Here is a 15,330-nt window from a genome sequence, read left to right on the forward strand (position 1 = left end):
AAAATTACTTAATTTTAGCTTCTTTGTAGATCACATGCTGACGTACAACCGGATCGAACTTTTTCAGTTCCAGCTTCTCTGGTTTAGTACGTTTGTTCTTCGTGGTGGTATAGAAGTGACCTGTACCAGCAGAGGAAACCAGCTTGATCTTCTCACGAATACCTTTAGCCATGATTCAGTTCCTTAGTACTCTTAGTACTTCTCACCACGGGCACGCATGTCGGCTAACACCGTATCAATGCCCTTTTTATCAATAATACGCATACCTTTTACAGATACACGCAGAGTAACGAAGCGCTTCTCGCTCTCAACCCAAAAACGGTGTGAGTGCAGGTTCGGAAGGAAACGGCGTTTCGTCGCGTTCATTGCGTGGGAACGGTTGTTACCGGTCACCGGACGCTTTCCAGTTACCTGGCAGACTCGTGACATGTCTATTCTCCAAAAATCAAATCAGCTCGAGCTTTAAAAATTAGGTTTTGGCCGCCTCGTCAGGCTTGCAGCCCGCCAGGCGAGTTCCATGGAACCCGCTAAGCTGGCCTAACCGCCAAACCCGAGATTCTCAAAGGTGGCGTAGTATACGCCGCTCAGCCCAAGTGCTCAAGTCCCGAACAGATAAAGATCCCGAATGATCGGGTAAAAAGCCGCCACCTGGCGCGAATTTTTGCTGTGTTAAAGCCAGCCTCGCTCAGCAAACGAGACATATTCGCCATGACCTATCACCAGATGATCGAGCAAACGGATGTCGAGCAACTGGCAGGCTTCGCTGACTTTTCGCGTCACATCGCGGTCAGCCCGGCTCGGTTCCGCCATCCCGGAAGGGTGGTTATGCGCCAGAATCAGTGCGGCTGCATTGACCTTAAGCGCCTCCCGTACGATCTCGCGCGGGTGGACCTCTACGCTGTTGATGGAACCCGAAAACATCTTTTGCGCCACCAGCACCCGGTGCTGATTATCAAGAAACAGCACCATAAAGATCTCACGCTCCTGACGGGCTAACAGACTTTGCAGGTAATGCCGCGTGACCTGAGGATTTTCCATCGCACTTTCGCGGGCCAGCTGGCTGGCAAAAAAGCGCTTCGCCAGTTCCGCAATCGCGTGCAGCTGTGCCAGCTTGGCATCACCGACGCCCTTGATGCCGCTGAAAGCGGCTTTGCTGGCGGTCATAATGTGATAGAGCGAGCCAAACTCCTGCACGATCTGCTGCGCCAGCGCCATCACGTTCTGTCCCGGCGTGCCGGTTCGCAGAAACAGGGCCAGCAGCTCGACGTCACTCAGCGCCTGTGCGCCCTGCTGCTTTAGCTTCTCCCGCGGTGCCATACTTTTCATCTGCATTCTCCCTGTGGCGAACGTCAGAGTGACCCATCTGGCGCAACGCCACCATCAGCAGCGTGACTTTTTACGAGATGGCTCGCAAACGCAGGCAGTGAAAAGGCGCGTCACTGCTTTTGTGATAAAGTCCGTGCATTCGCCGCGGCAGGCGGCAGACAGTTTAGTGAGGCCAACATCATGATAGGATTAGCCGGTAAAAAAATTCTTCTTGGCGTGAGTGGCGGGATTGCCGCCTACAAAGCACCTGAGCTGGTGCGGCGCCTGCGCGATCGCGGTGCCGATGTCCGCGTGATGATGACGGACGGCGCTAAAGCGTTTATTACGCCGCTCAGCCTGCAGGCGGTTTCCGGTTATCCGGTATTTAACGATCTGCTCGACCCGGCGGCAGAAGCGGCAATGGGGCATATTGAGCTGGCCAAATGGGCTGATTTAATTGTGCTGGCCCCGGCAACCGCCGACCTGATTGCCCGAATTACCGCCGGCATGGCCAACGATCTGGTCACCACCGCCGTACTGGCCACCGCATCGCCGGTGGCAGTGGTGCCGGCGATGAATCAACAGATGTATCGCGCGGCAGTGACCCAGCAAAATCTGCAGGCGCTGCAGCAGCGCGGCGTACTGATTTGGGGACCTGACAGCGGCAGCCAGGCCTGTGGCGACGTCGGACCGGGCCGGATGCTCGATCCGCTGGCAATCGTCGACCATGCAATACAGTGGGCCACGCCCGTCAACGATCTGCAACATCTCAACATTATGATTACCGCCGGTCCCACCCGCGAGGCACTGGACCCGGTGCGTTACATCACCAATCACAGCTCCGGCAAAATGGGTTTTGCTATCGCAGCCGCAGCGGCCCGACGCGGTGCCACCGTTACGCTGGTCAGCGGGCCGGTGACGCTGCCTGCGCCTGCGGGGGTAAAACGGGTCGATGTCACCAGCGCGCTGGAAATGCAGGCGGCGGTGATGGCCGAGATAGATAAACAACATATTTTCATTGCAAGCGCAGCCGTGGCAGACTACCGGGCGGTCGACATTGCGGCCGAAAAAATCAAGAAACAGGGCGGCGATGATAACGTCACGCTGCAACTGATAAAGAATCCCGATATTGTTGCCGGCGTCGCCGCGTTACAGGAGCACCGGCCTTTCGTGGTTGGATTTGCTGCTGAAACCCAGAATGTGGAAGAATACGCCCGGCAAAAACGGGTGCGCAAGAATCTGGACCTGATCTGCGCTAACGACGTTGCTAAAGCCGGACAAGGGTTCAATAGCGACACCAATGCTCTTCACCTTTTTTGGCAGGATGGAGAAAAGCGCTTACCGCTCAGCGATAAGTCTCTCCTTGGCCAACAATTATTAGACGAGATTGTCAGCCGTTATGATGAAAAAAATAGACGTTAAAATCCTTGATGCGCGCGTCGGTAAAGAATTTCCGCTGCCGACCTACGCCACCTCGGGTTCCGCTGGGTTAGATTTACGCGCCTGCATCGACGATGTTCTCGACATCGCACCAGGCACCACCACGCTGGTTCCGACCGGCCTGGCGATTCACATTGCCGATCCTGATCTGGCTGCGGTCATCCTGCCGCGCTCGGGCCTCGGCCATAAACACGGCATCGTGCTGGGTAATCTGGTGGGACTGATCGACTCCGACTATCAGGGACAGTTGATGGTCTCAGTATGGAACCGTGGCCAGGAAAGCTTCTCGCTGCAGCCGGGCGACCGCATGGCACAGCTGGTTTTTGTCCCGGTGGTGCAGGCCGAGTTTAATCTGGTGGAAGACTTCGACGCCAGCTTGCGCGGCGAAGGCGGCTTCGGTCACTCAGGCCGTCAATAACCAACGCTACCGACTTTCACTTACGCCAATTATTTTTTCTCATCGCCATGAGACGTGTGCTTGTGGCAGATGCGTAGGTGTTGCCTGTTTAAGGTGAATTTCAGGGGTCTTTTAGGTCATGGCAGAAAAAAAAGTCGCGAAGCGAAATCGTCGCGAAGAGATTTTGCAGGCGCTGGCGCAAATGCTGGAGTCGGGTGATGGCAGTCAACGGATTACCACTGCCAAACTGGCAGCCACGGTCGGCGTGTCAGAAGCGGCGCTCTATCGTCACTTCCCCAGTAAGACACGGATGTTCGACAGCCTGATTGAGTTTATCGAAGACAGTCTGATTACCCGCATCAATCTGATCCTGAAAGATGAGAAAGAGACCATGACGCGCCTGCGTCTGATCGTGCAATTGATTCTGGGATTTGGTGAGCGTAATCCGGGGCTGACGCGTATTCTGACCGGTCATGCGCTGATGTTTGAGCAGGATCGCCTGCAGGGGCGCATCAATCAACTGTTTGAGCGGATTGAAGTGCAGCTGCGCCAGGTGATGCGTGAGCGCAAAATGCGTGAGGGTGAAGGCTTTCAGTCTGATGAGACGCTGCTGGCGAGCCAGCTACTGGCGTTTTGTGAAGGTTTACTGTCGCGTTATGTCCGCTCGGAGTTTCGCTTTAGTCCGACCGCAGACTTTGAAGCTCGCTGGCCGCTGATTGCTGCCCAGATGGTATAACGGGAAGGCGGGCATCACGCCCGCCCTCTGTTTAAATGCCGTAGGCTTTTTGATACGCCCGCACCTGGGCTAAATGATCCGCCATCTCAGGCTTCTCTTCCAGCCACACAATCAGATCAGCCAGCGTAATGATTGCGGTCACGGTGCAACGATAATCACGTTCCACTTCCTGAATCGCCGACATGTCACCCCGTCCACGCTCCTGGCGATCAAGCGAAACCAGCACGCCAGCCAGCGTCGCGTTGTGCGCACCGATGATATCCATCGACTCACGAATCGCGGTACCCGCGGTGATCACATCATCCACCAGCATCACTTTGCCCTGCAGGGGACTGCCAACCAGTAATCCGCCTTCGCCGTGATCTTTGGCCTCTTTACGGTTAAAGCAGTAAGGCACATCGCGGTCGTGGTGATCGGCGAGTGCGACCGCAGTGGTGGTCGCAATCGGAATACCTTTGTAGGCCGGACCGAACAGCAGGTCGAAATCGACGCCGCCATCCACCAGTGCCTGCGCGTAGAAGCGTCCCAGCAGCGCTAAATCCCGTCCGCTGTTAAACAGACCGGCGTTAAAGAAATAGGGGCTTTTACGCCCGGACTTTAAAGTGAACTCACCGAACTTCAGCACCTGCTTGTTCAGGGCGAAGTCAATAAACTGACGCTGCCAGGCTTTCATTTCTCACTCCTCAAATAAAGAAAAGGCGACTCTGTGGTCGCCTGTTACATCAATTTTCCAGCGCTGCTTTCTGCGCCTGAATTAACTCTTCAATTCCGCCGCGTGCCAGCGCCAGTAGCGTCAGCAGCTCTTCATGGCTGAACGGCTCGCCTTCGGCAGTGCCCTGCACCTCGATCATGCGGCCATCTTCCATCATCACCACGTTCATGTCGGTTTCTGCTGCAGAGTCTTCAACGTATTCCAGATCGCACAGCGCTTCGCCCTTAACGATGCCGACCGAAATTGCCGCCACCATCCCTTTCATCGGGTTAGCTTTCAGCTTGCCGCTGGCGACCAGCTTGTTCAGCGCATCGGCCAGCGCCACGCAGGCTCCGGTGATTGATGCGGTGCGCGTGCCGCCATCGGCCTGGATCACGTCACAGTCGAGCGTAATGGTAAATTCACCCAGCGCTTTCAAATCCACCGCGGCGCGCAGTGAACGGGCGATCAGACGCTGAATCTCCAGCGTACGTCCGCCCTGCTTGCCTTTTGCGGCTTCACGCGCCATGCGGCTGTGGGTTGAACGCGGTAGCATGCCATATTCGGCGGTAATCCAGCCCTGGCCCTGGCCTTTAAGGAAACGCGGAACCCCTTCGTCTACGGAGGCAGTGCAGAGCACTTTGGTTTCACCGAATTCCACCAGAACGGAACCCTCTGCGTGTTTGGTGTAATTGCGGGTCAATGTGACTGGACGCACCTGTTGTGCGCTACGGCCTGCTGGACGCATGGGTAATCTCCGGCTTGCTAATGATTGGCTGCGCATTATACGGACTTCCTTGCCCGCTGTCTCTTGCGCTGGTCCGCCGCATCATCAGATGAAATTCCCGGCTGACTGTGGCTAAATGCGCGTTCCTTTCTCTCTGATTAAATAAATTATGGCCGCCATTCTTCATTTCCTGCTGGCGCTGGGGGTGATCTTTGCCCTTGCGCTGCTGGTCAGTCATGACCGTAAACAGATTCGCCTGCGCTATATCGTTCAGCTGATTGTGGCAGAAGCCGCACTCGGCTGGTTCTTTCTTCATTCAGCCAGTGGCCTGGCGCTGGTCGGATCGGTGGCGGGCTTCTTTGAAACACTGCTCGGCTTTGCCGCACAGGGCACAGAATTCGTCTTTGGCGGGATGAGCAAACAGGGGCTGGCATTTATTTTTCTCGGCGTCCTCTGCCCGATTGTGTTTATTTCGGCCTTAATCGGCATATTGCAGCACTGGCGCATCCTGCCGCTGCTGATTCGGTTTGTCGGGACCCTGCTGTCGAAAATTAACGGCATGGGTAAGCTGGAGTCCTTTAACGCCGTCAGCACGCTGATCCTCGGCCAGTCGGAAAACTTCATCGCGTATAAAGGTATTCTGGGCGATATTCCGCCGCGCCGGCTTTACACCATGGCGGCGACCGCTATGTCCACCGTCTCGCTGTCGATTGTTGGCGCTTATATGTCGATGATCGAAGCCAAATATGTGGTCGCGGCGCTGCTGCTTAATATGTTCAGCACCTTCATTATCCTGTCGATCATTAACCCGATGAAGAGCCCGGATCAGCAGCCCATCGCTCTCGATAAACTGCATGAAGATCAAAGCTTCTTTGAGATGCTGGGTGAATACATTCTGGCTGGCTTTAAAGTGGCGATGATTATTCTGGCAATGCTGATCGGCTTTATTGCGCTGATCGCGGCCGTGAATGCGCTGTTTGCCGCCGTGTTCGGTTACAGCTTCCAGCAGTTGCTCGGCTACCTGTTTTATCCATTTGCCTGGCTGATTGGCATTCCGACTGCCGATGCACTGCAGGCGGCCAGTATTATGGCGACCAAGCTGGTGGCGAATGAGTTTGTGGCGATGATTGAACTGCAAAAAGTCGCGTCAGGCATGAGCGCACGCGGACTGGGTATTCTGTCGGTGTTTCTGGTCTCGTTCGCTAACTTCGCCTCTATTGGCATTGTAGCGGGTGCGATCAAGGGACTGAACGAGCAGCAGGGCAACGTGGTCTCACGTTTTGGCTGGAAACTGGTGTACGGCTCGACACTGGTGAGCCTGCTGTCGGCCGCCTTTGCCGGTCTGTTTATCTGATAGCCAACGGCGGCAAGTCTGCCGCCGTTTCCCGCCTCAGAACCCGACACAGACGGGTGCATCAACCCGCATCACCGACTCCTGACCAAAGCGCTTTTTATACAGGGTGCGTAGCGCTTCAATATTGGCATTCGCAGTCGAATCAAAGCCGTGGATCAGCATCAGCGCTTTGCTGTTTTCGCGCGCCAGCTGGCCATTGTCGCCCAGCCACTGTCCCCTGGCGTCATATACCGATAACCCCGCTCTGAAGCGTGGTGTTACCTCGTTATCCACGAAGTTCATCCACTCAAGTGAACTCACCGTTCCCCCCTGTGGCTTGCTCAGACCAAACCACAGCGTGGTCTGCATCATGACGTCACCGCCGGCGCAAATCGGCTGGGGTTTAGTTGGCGGTGAAGGGGGAGCCTGACAACCCGCCAGCATCAGAGCCAGCGCAACGGGAACAGCAATAACGCGAAACATAGATCGGCATCCTCACATAGTCGGCCAGCCATCATCATAAGTGCCTGTGGTATAAAGCGGAAATGATTCGTTATTTCGCCGTGAGACGCTTATGCCTGTTATGCCGTGGCTGCCCTCGCTATACTTCCCCTCATCTTTCCGAAAATGAGTACCGCTTATGATCCGCAGTATGACCGCTTATGCCCGCCGCGAAGCTAAAGGCGAATGGGGCAGCGCCGCCTGGGAGCTGCGTTCCGTGAACCAACGTTATCTGGAAACCTATATCCGTCTGCCGGAGCAGTTCCGCGGACTGGAGCCGGTGATCCGCGAGCGCATTCGCCAGCGTCTGACGCGCGGCAAGATTGAGTGCAACCTGCGTTATGATGCCGATCCCAGTGCTCAGGGCGAACTGATGCTGAACGAAGCGCTGGCGAAACAGCTGGTGCAGGCCGCTAACTGGGTGAAGATGCAAAGCGATGAAGGCGCGATTAATCCGCTGGATATTCTGCGCTGGCCGGGTGTGATGTCTGCTCAGGAGCAGGACCTGGACGTGATCAACCAGCAGTTGTTGCAGGCGCTGGACGGCGCGCTGGATGATTTCATTGCGGCACGCGAAAGCGAAGGTACCGCACTGAAAGCGATGATTGAGCAGCGTCTGGAAGGCGTCTCACAGGAAGTCAGCAAAGTCCGCGCGCAGATGCCTGAAGTGATCAAATGGCAGCGTGAACGGCTGGTCGCCAAGCTGGAAGATGCCGAAGTGCAGCTGGAAAATAATCGCCTTGAGCAGGAACTGGTGATGATGGCGCAGCGTGTTGATGTCTCCGAAGAGCTGGACCGGCTGGATGCTCACGTTAAAGAGACCTATAACATTCTGAAGAAGAAAGAGGCAGTTGGCCGTCGTCTGGACTTCATGATGCAGGAGTTTAATCGCGAGTCGAATACGCTGGCATCGAAGTCTATCAATGCAGAAATCACGACCTCCGCGATTGAGCTGAAGGTGCTGATTGAGCAGATGCGCGAACAGATCCAGAATATTGAGTAACTTCTCATCAGATTTCATATGATGTCATAATAGTAATAAAACCCGTATTTTACGGGTTTTATTGTCTCACAAAGAATCATCACCTCTCGCCAAATCTCCCGCTTTTGCTGTACCATACGATGTACCAATTACATTTTTTACCGTTATCGTTTTGGTACAAGCAGGAAGAATGGGAAAGCTATCAGACATACAGATAAAAGCCTGGCTAAGGTCGCAGGAACGCTTTGAGGGTCGCTCTGACGGAAACGGATTGTATCTGTGCTACCGAAAAGAGTTCTCAATACCAAAATGGCGTTTTCGCTACAGCTATGGAGGCAAGGCGCGTGCAATGTGGATCGGTTCTTATGGTGACCTGTCTCTTGCAAAAGCACGTGAAAGAGCCAGAGAGCTATCGGCACGAGTCGCTTTAGGCTATGACGTCGCCGGAGAGAAGCAGGAGCGTAAGGCCTCTACCCTTGCTAAGATCGAGAAAGAAAAGAATGCTCGTCGTGTTTCTGACCTTGCGTTTGAGTACTACGAGAAACAAATTGTTGGACGCTGGAAACACCCCGATATTCTTCGCAGGCGCATTGAAAAAGATATTAATCCTCACATAGGCAACATAAAGGTAGAAGACGTTAAGCCTGGGGATATTGATATGATGTTGCAGAGCATTGTTCAACGAGGCGCGCCAACTATCGCTAATGATGTTTTACGTTGGATAAAGCGCATATTTAACTATGGCATAAAACGTCACTATTTAAGTGTTAACCCAGCAGCAGCCTTTGATAATAATGATGCAGGTGGGCAGGAAAAATCCAGAGATCGTTTTCTTTCAGAAGAAGAAATTACGTTACTTTTCCGCGCGATGAAAATAGCTAAAGGCTTTAGCCGACAGAATGAAATAACTTTTAAGTTACTTTTACTTCTTTGCTGTAGGAAAATGGAACTGTGTTCAGCTAAATGGGAAGATTTTAACCTTGAAGAAGGTGTCTGGTATTTAAAGAACACTAAAAATGGCGATAATTTAGATATTCCTCTCCCTAAATTATCTTTGGTTTGGCTGAATGAGCTAAAGCAACTCTCTTTAGGCAGTGAATGGGTTCTCCCTGCAAGAAAGATGCAGAACAGGATGATACCTCATATTGCAGAAAGCACCCTTCCCGTAGCGCTGGCAAAGCTTAAACCGCATATGGAGGGAGTTGAAAGCTTTACTATCCACGACTTCAGGCGAACCGCCAGAACACATCTGGCCTTTTTAGGTATCGACCCAGTGGTGGCAGAGCGTTGCCTTAACCATCGAATCAAAGGCGTTGAAGGTATCTACAACCGACATAATTACTTTAATGAAAGGAAATTGGCGTTAGATAAAATGGCTGATTTTCTGGCTAAAATAGAGGCGGCAGTATAATGCATTTTAGTTTCTCAAAGGGTAGCGCCATTGAAAGGCTTACTCACTACCCTCAAATTGAAATAAAGGAGTTAGCAAGGGCATTAGCTAATGTTGATCCTAACATCAGAAACGATGATTTACCGGAAGATAAAACCCGCATCATTGGGGCCTATTGTGATTATCTTGTTAGGGTTAACAGGAATTTATATGCTTTCCTTAAATCGCAAGGAAAGCAAAAGGAATTGGATCTATTTTATCCAAAACCTATCGCGACTAATTGCCCCATAGAGGCAACCATCCTTTTCTCATCCTGTTTTATCCTTCTTGAGGAAGATGTAACTCCAGCTGTTCTGGTAGAAAGATGCGTTCAATCCCTAAGTCAAATATATAAGAGATATGGAGAAGCACTCGTTTTCCAGTGTGGTGGCGAAAAAGCACTTCTAATCGCTAAAGAAAATGCTCAGGATAAGCGTGGCGCCCATAAAAAAAATGAGGAAAATGCATCGCTTCATAAGATTATAGGTTTGCTCGCAATCAATCTTGCTATGGAGAAATCAGCCAGTGGATCAACGAAGTGGATTAATAAAGCCGGTTCTCCAAGCATTGAGCCTTTGCACAAGCTATTAAGCGACTATGCAGAATCAAACGGCATAAGCCAAAAGGGGATGGGTAAATCTTCTTTTTACGACAAGTTGCGGACGTCGCTTACCTCACTCTATGACGAGTAATGATGCTATAGCGCCTGGCTTCAGAATGCCTTGGCATCATGTCCGATATCGAAATGTGCCAAACAATGCCTTTGTATTGCCTACATTTGCCTTTCAGTTGCCAACATTAGCCTTTCAGTTGCCAATATTAGCCATTAATGTTGAACCTATGCGTATATAAAGGGTAATGAGGGGCAATGAAGGGCAATATAACCCCCTTTCAAATAAGGCACTTATAAATCATAAGCTTAAAACTTTCACCCTTACCTCTTTAACAGTAATGAATCGGCGGAATTCACTTTTTTTAGTGGAATTTTAATTTTCTTAATGGAATTCCATTTTCAGTGGAATACATCAATGTATCTCCGTTAGTCTCATTCCACCTCAATAGTAATCAATGAGATAGGAGATCCTGCTTTGAATCAAACGCCCTACGGAATCATCCCCGAAACCGGGTTTGTCAGACAAAAACAGTTAATGCATTGCCTGCCGTTTTCATCAGCAACGCTATGGAGGCGGGTTGCATCTGGATCGTTTCCAAAGCCAATAAAAATTTCCGCTCGTATTACTGCCTGGCGCGCCGAGGAGGTAAAAGAATGGATAGGCCAACAGCGTGCGCATTGATAAATATGCGGCGACGAGTCACCGCAAAACATCATCCTTTAGGTTCAATACCACGACGCTTAAGTTCTTGTCTGGCAACCTCTTTAAACCAGTTACCGAGTGTAGTTTGGTCTTTGGCTGCTTCGAGATCGAGTTGCTCTCTTAGTTCAGGGTTAATGCGGATCTGGAAGGTCGGCGACTTGCCGCCAGTTTTAGGAGTGCGATCTTTTGCTCTTGACATTGTACGTACCTTTTACTTTAATAAGCACTATAAGGTACGTACCTTATACAACAAAGCATATGAAAACAAGCGGCTCTGTAAGGTACTCGCAATACCTCACAAAGCCTGACCACAAATGAACTTGGGAGTCACATACATGGCTACATCAAAGTGTACCTGGATCTTTGCCGCAATCAACCGTGCGCAGCGCTCCTGCCGTCCGGTGATGCTGCGGGTAACGGCGAACGACGAGCGCAGCGCCCGCCGTCGTCTGGTCGCCGATTACGTGCTGTTTTTTGCTGGTCGTCTGCCGTGCCGGGGAGGTCGTCATGCGTGAGTATCCGCAACCCGGCGAGCGCTGGCAGCACAAGCAGGGCTGGACGGTCAGTATCATCCGCCTGACGGCGGCCCCGTTTACCGTAACGGCCGTCAATCCGGAGTTCAGTCATGAGGTGCTGTATCGCTATGACAGCGACGGGCAGCTTACCTCCGGCCCGCTGGCGTGGTTTGAGGCGTGTTATCGACGTATTGCTGCGCCTCCCCGTCAGCAGCCAGCCGCAGCTGGCGGTGAAGGCGGTGCCGGCCCTCTGTATCTTCATCCATCCGTGACGTTTGTGCGTTACCGGGAGAGGCTTATCAATCCGCGCCCGGAGCCGGACGCCGATCACTATTCACGCTTTCTGTAAGCCTTAACCACATTCAGTAACGGAGTTATCCATGAACACACCAAACGGGCAGCATGCTGCTCAGGGCTGCCCCTTGCCGTTAAACCGCCGTTTTTACGCCTACGGCATGCCGGAAAGCGCTTTCGAGAAACTGGAGCGGGCCAAAGATGCCTGTGACCTGTTGCAACAGCTGTTTGCGCAGCACCCGCAAAATGACGGCCTGCCGTTCGGCGGCAGCGTGCCGGGCGTGGCCGCGCTGATGGACTATCTGTACGCCGACCTGAAAGAGGTAGCGCGCCACTGCGCTCCGCTGACGGAGGCAAAGATATGAGCCATCACGTATCGGTTTTTCCGGCGGAGCTGACCACCGCCCTGTACCGTCGCGCCATCGCTTCAGCCTGGCGGGCAAAGGTGCTGGCTGACACAGGCAGCGAGATTCTGGGGCCGCACAGGCTGTCGGTAGAGCGCATCGAAATGGCCGTGGCCCTGCATATTGAAAGCATGATGGTGAACGAGTACGGCGAGGCGCAGGGCGCGGCGGCTGCGCTGGCGCTCATGAGCGACATGGTCAGGTCGGAGCTGCTGACCATGCCACCGGTACTCACCGATCGCGGCGTGCAGGTGATGACGGAGCTGTATCAGGTATTACCGGCGGCCTTCGATGATTTTTGTGATACCGGCGTTTCGCTGTACGTCCGGTAAGGGGGAGCTATGACTGTGACACAGATTGTCACGGCCGCACGGGGCCGCTGGCCGGTTATCCTGCCGCTGCTGGGCATTACGGTGCCGGACAACGGGCGCCATGGCCCCTGCCCGCACTGCGGCGGAGACGACCGCTTTCGCTTTGATGATATCGAGGGGCGCGGGACGTGGATTTGCAGCCACTGCGGCAACGGCGATGGCCTTGACCTGGTAAAACGGGTCACGGGCGACGGCGTGAAGAAAGCGGCACAGGCTGTGGCGCAAGTGCTGGAGTTCCGCGACGTGCAGGACATGCCAGTTAAGCCTGCCAGGGAAAAAGCCCCGAAACGCGACATGGCCGCCGCGGTGAAGGCGCTGCTGACAGACAGCCACAACGGCGAGAGCGCTTATCTGGGAGCAAAAGGCTTTCCCGGCCATCCGGTCACGCTGACCGGCAGGGCGCAGCGCATCAGCGACACAACGTTCCCGGCGGGTTCGGTACTGCTGCCGCTGATGACCACGGACGGTACGATAACCGGTGCGCAGCTGATAGCGCCCGGCGGGGAAAAAAGCCTGCTGCCGGGCAGTACCATGAAAGGCGCGTTCGTGACGATCGCCCCGCTGCCCGCAGAGCCGCCGGTGCAGGCGGTGATTACCGAAGGCTGGGCCACGGCGCTGACCGTGAGCCAGCTGACCGCCGGGTACGTGGTGGCGGCCGTGTCAGCCGGGAACCTGCCGAACGTTGCGCAGGCACTGCGCGCCCGCTGGCCGGAGGTAAAAATTATTCTCGCCGGGGACAACGACTTTCAGGATGGCGGCGACAATCCCGGTAAGGCGTTCGCGGAAAAGGCGGCGAAGGCAGTAGGTGGCTGGATAACGCTGCCGCCGGGCGAGATTCGCGCCGACTGGAACGACTTTCACCGGGAGTACGGTGTGACCCGTGCCCGTGAAGCCTTCCGTAATAATCTGGTGATGTGCGGTGAGGGCCGCACGCGTCTGCCGCAGGGGTTCCGGCTGACCCAGGATTACCTCTGGTATGAAAAGCAGGTACAGCGTAACGGCGAAACGGAAATCCAGAACGTGAAAATCTGCAACCCGCTGCGCGTGACTGCAATTACCTGCGACGCCGACGGCGGCAATTTCGGTCGCCTGCTGGAGTGGGAGGATACCTGGGGTGAGCGCCGCAAGTGGGCGATGCCGATGGAGATGCTCAGCGGCAGCGGCGAGGAGCTGCGCCGGGTGCTGCTGGTTAACGGCCTCTCATACATCAGCACTACCGGCGAGGCCCGCGCCCGTCTGATGGAATACATCTCGCTGTGCAAGCCGGAGCGGCGTGTTACCTGTGTAAGCCGTACCGGCTGGCACGGGCAGGTTTACGTGTTGCAGGACGAGGTGAACGGCGAGCACGCGGAGAGCGTGATTCTTCAGACCACTTCGGTGCAGGGACGCGACTTCCGGGTGGCGGGTACGATCGGAGACTGGCGCGAGCATGTTTCCCGCTACTGCACCGGCAACTCCCGCGTGGCCTTTGCGGTGAGCCTGGCCTTTGCCGCGCCGCTGCTGCGCCTGATTGGCATGGACGGCGGCGGCTACCACCTGAAGGGCGAATCCACCGACGGCAAAACTACCACTATGAAGGCGGCCACCTCGGTATGCGGCGGCCCGGACTACTGGCAGACGTGGCGAGCTACCGGCAACTCGCTGGAAGGCTCCGCCAGCCGCCGCAACGACGCGGCGATGATGCTCGATGAAATCCGCGAGGTGGACGGACGCGAGGCGGGCAATATTGCCTACATGCTGGCAAACGGTCAGGGCAAAGGGCGGGCCGGAACGGACGGCGAACTGCGCACCCGCAAGCAGTGGCGGCTGTTGTTCCTCTCCACGGGCGAGCTGTCACTGACGGAGCACGCCGCGAAAGCGGGCGAGCGCACCTTCGCCGGGATGGAGGTCAGGATGATACAGATACCCAGCGACTCCGGTAAGTTCGGCGTGTTTGAGGAATTGCACGGTTTTGAAAGCGGCAAAGCGCTGGCGGAGCATCTGGAGTGGGCCACGGCCAGCTACTACGGCTCGCCGTTCCGCGAGTGGCTGAAGGCGCTGACCGCTGACCTGAACGGGTTGACGGCGCAGGCAAAGGCGCTGATGAAAGAATACACCGCCGCGCTGGCGCCGCAGGACGCGGGCAACCAGGTGGGTCGCGCGGTCAACCGTTTTGCCCTTGTAGCAATGGCCGGAGAGCTGGCAACGCGCATGGGTATCACCGGCTGGCCGGAGGGCGAAGCGCTGCGGGCAACGCGGGTCTGCCTTAACGCCTGGCTGAAAGACCGGGGACACACGGCCAACCAGGAAGACATGGCCGCGCTGGAGCAGGTGCGTACGTTCTTCACCGCCAATCAGTACAGCCGCTTTGCCGACTGGCACGACGAGCGCAACCGCCCTGGCAACATGGTGGGCTGGCGCAGGGTGGAGAAAGGCAACGCCGCGCAGGGCCGGGAAACGGTGACCACCTTCTACGTCATGCCGTCGGGCTGGAAGGAGATCTGCCGGGGCTTTGACCCGCGTAAGGTGGCGCGACTCTGTGCGGACAAGGGTTACCTGCTGGCGGCCAACGACGGCAAGCTACAGACCAGCATTCGCCCCCCAGAGATGAACGTGCGCAGGCTCTACGTCTTTAACAGCGAGGTGCCGGGTTAATACGCGTGAGTCTTATTTCTTACGGGTAACAGAGGTAACAGGTGTAACAACCGCGTCAGCCGGGCGCTGGCGCTGTTACACCCCATAAAAGCAAAAGGGTAACAGGTGTAACACCGTATCTGTTACCCGTTGTAACCCGTGTTGTTACACAGAACTATTTTCTTAAAACGCTTTTAAAACATCGATGTAACCCGTGTTACCTCTGTTACACCCCGCTGCCGACAGAGACGCAGGCGACACCCCCTTCAGAGCCTT

At 54.9% G+C, this 15,330-nt stretch carries 20 protein-coding genes; 13 read left to right on the forward strand and 7 right to left on the reverse strand.

The annotated features are described in order from the left end of the window. Positions 1-4: 4 nt before the first annotated feature. The 3 genes from rpmG to radC all read right to left on the reverse strand — a co-directional run bounded on the left by rpmG (position 5) and on the right by radC (position 1,326). The gene (rpmG, locus tag ABIB18_RS20525; RefSeq protein WP_001051798.1) at positions 5-172 is read right to left on the reverse strand and encodes a 50S ribosomal protein L33; all 168 of its coding nucleotides are present in this window, start codon (positions 170-172) and stop codon (positions 5-7) included. Positions 173-192: 20 nt separating this feature from the next. Next, positions 193-429, reverse strand: a complete 237-nt coding sequence (gene rpmB, locus ABIB18_RS20530; protein ID WP_006121249.1) for a 50S ribosomal protein L28 — start codon at positions 427-429, stop codon at positions 193-195. 240 nt (positions 430-669) lie between these two features. Next, positions 670-1,326 carry a RadC family protein gene (gene radC / locus ABIB18_RS20535; protein WP_031375148.1) on the reverse strand — a complete coding sequence of 219 codons (657 nt, stop codon included), beginning with the start codon at positions 1,324-1,326 and terminating at the stop codon, positions 670-672. 180 nt (positions 1,327-1,506) lie between these two features. Between radC and coaBC the strand changes: the two genes are divergently transcribed. The 3 genes from coaBC to slmA all read left to right on the forward strand — a co-directional run bounded on the left by coaBC (position 1,507) and on the right by slmA (position 3,878). Beyond that, entirely contained in the window at positions 1,507-2,727 is a 1,221-nt protein-coding gene (gene coaBC, locus ABIB18_RS20540) for a bifunctional phosphopantothenoylcysteine decarboxylase/phosphopantothenate--cysteine ligase CoaBC (protein ID WP_354475485.1), read from the forward strand. Next, positions 2,705-3,163 carry a dUTP diphosphatase gene (dut, locus tag ABIB18_RS20545; RefSeq protein ID WP_031375149.1) on the forward strand — a complete coding sequence of 153 codons (459 nt, stop codon included), beginning with the start codon at positions 2,705-2,707 and terminating at the stop codon, positions 3,161-3,163. Before coaBC ends, dut begins: the two co-directional genes overlap by 23 nt. Positions 3,164-3,281: 118 nt before the next feature. After that, a complete protein-coding gene (slmA, locus tag ABIB18_RS20550; protein ID WP_031375150.1) occupies positions 3,282-3,878 on the forward strand; it encodes a nucleoid occlusion factor SlmA in 597 nt (198 codons plus the stop codon). Between the two features lie 31 nt (positions 3,879-3,909). Here the strand turns inward: slmA and pyrE are convergent, their stop codons facing one another. Further along, positions 3,910-4,551, reverse strand: a complete 642-nt coding sequence (gene pyrE, locus ABIB18_RS20555) for an orotate phosphoribosyltransferase (protein WP_046289512.1) — start codon at positions 4,549-4,551, stop codon at positions 3,910-3,912. Between the two features lie 49 nt (positions 4,552-4,600). After that, on the reverse strand, positions 4,601-5,317 hold the full coding sequence (gene rph / locus ABIB18_RS20560; protein WP_031375152.1) for a ribonuclease PH: 717 nt from the start codon (positions 5,315-5,317) through the stop codon (positions 4,601-4,603). Positions 5,318-5,465: 148 nt separating this feature from the next. Between rph and ABIB18_RS20565 the strand changes: the two genes are divergently transcribed. Then, complete coding sequence (locus tag ABIB18_RS20565) at positions 5,466-6,650, forward strand: NupC/NupG family nucleoside CNT transporter (RefSeq protein ID WP_354475488.1); 1,185 nt, start codon at positions 5,466-5,468, stop codon at positions 6,648-6,650. A 36-nt stretch (positions 6,651-6,686) separates the two neighbouring features. Here the strand turns inward: ABIB18_RS20565 and ABIB18_RS20570 are convergent, their stop codons facing one another. Next, on the reverse strand, positions 6,687-7,112 hold the full coding sequence (locus ABIB18_RS20570) for a DUF3574 domain-containing protein (protein WP_031375154.1): 426 nt from the start codon (positions 7,110-7,112) through the stop codon (positions 6,687-6,689). 157 nt (positions 7,113-7,269) lie between these two features. On the opposite strand from ABIB18_RS20570, the gene ABIB18_RS20575 reads away from it, so the two are divergent. From ABIB18_RS20575 to ABIB18_RS20590, 4 genes are all read left to right on the forward strand, one after another. Next, the gene (locus tag ABIB18_RS20575; protein ID WP_031375155.1) at positions 7,270-8,133 is read left to right on the forward strand and encodes a YicC/YloC family endoribonuclease; all 864 of its coding nucleotides are present in this window, start codon (positions 7,270-7,272) and stop codon (positions 8,131-8,133) included. Between the two features lie 169 nt (positions 8,134-8,302). Then, entirely contained in the window at positions 8,303-9,523 is a 1,221-nt protein-coding gene (locus ABIB18_RS20580) for a tyrosine-type recombinase/integrase (RefSeq protein ID WP_354475535.1), read from the forward strand. Next, complete coding sequence (locus ABIB18_RS20585; protein ID WP_354475491.1) at positions 9,523-10,233, forward strand: hypothetical protein; 711 nt, start codon at positions 9,523-9,525, stop codon at positions 10,231-10,233. Before ABIB18_RS20580 ends, ABIB18_RS20585 begins: the two co-directional genes overlap by 1 nt. A 396-nt stretch (positions 10,234-10,629) precedes the next feature. Beyond that, complete coding sequence (locus ABIB18_RS20590; protein ID WP_137764772.1) at positions 10,630-10,836, forward strand: helix-turn-helix transcriptional regulator; 207 nt, start codon at positions 10,630-10,632, stop codon at positions 10,834-10,836. A gap of 31 nt (positions 10,837-10,867) precedes the next feature. On the opposite strand, the gene ABIB18_RS20595 is transcribed toward ABIB18_RS20590, so the two are convergent. Continuing rightward, entirely contained in the window at positions 10,868-11,056 is a 189-nt protein-coding gene (locus tag ABIB18_RS20595; RefSeq protein ID WP_105630452.1) for a toxin-antitoxin system HicB family antitoxin, read from the reverse strand. A gap of 136 nt (positions 11,057-11,192) precedes the next feature. On the opposite strand from ABIB18_RS20595, the gene ABIB18_RS20600 reads away from it, so the two are divergent. The 5 genes from ABIB18_RS20600 to ABIB18_RS20620 are packed head-to-tail and all read left to right on the forward strand — an operon-like array spanning position 11,193 to position 15,075. Further along, positions 11,193-11,372, forward strand: a complete 180-nt coding sequence (locus ABIB18_RS20600; RefSeq protein WP_354475493.1) for a host cell division inhibitor Icd-like protein — start codon at positions 11,193-11,195, stop codon at positions 11,370-11,372. Then, on the forward strand, positions 11,365-11,721 hold the full coding sequence (locus ABIB18_RS20605) for a hypothetical protein (RefSeq protein ID WP_354475495.1): 357 nt from the start codon (positions 11,365-11,367) through the stop codon (positions 11,719-11,721). Before ABIB18_RS20600 ends, ABIB18_RS20605 begins: the two co-directional genes overlap by 8 nt. Before the next feature lie 31 nt (positions 11,722-11,752). Next, a complete protein-coding gene (locus ABIB18_RS20610) occupies positions 11,753-12,031 on the forward strand; it encodes a hypothetical protein (RefSeq protein ID WP_354475497.1) in 279 nt (92 codons plus the stop codon). Next, a complete protein-coding gene (locus tag ABIB18_RS20615; RefSeq protein ID WP_354475499.1) occupies positions 12,028-12,402 on the forward strand; it encodes a DUF5375 family protein in 375 nt (124 codons plus the stop codon). Before ABIB18_RS20610 ends, ABIB18_RS20615 begins: the two co-directional genes overlap by 4 nt. A gap of 9 nt (positions 12,403-12,411) precedes the next feature. After that, positions 12,412-15,075 carry a DUF927 domain-containing protein gene (locus ABIB18_RS20620; protein WP_354475501.1) on the forward strand — a complete coding sequence of 888 codons (2,664 nt, stop codon included), beginning with the start codon at positions 12,412-12,414 and terminating at the stop codon, positions 15,073-15,075. The last annotated feature ends 255 nt before the right edge of the window (positions 15,076-15,330 follow it).

It is taken from the genome of Pantoea sp. UYEF8 (assembly GCF_040546285.1).
GTDB lineage: Bacteria > Pseudomonadota > Gammaproteobacteria > Enterobacterales > Enterobacteriaceae > Pantoea > Pantoea brenneri.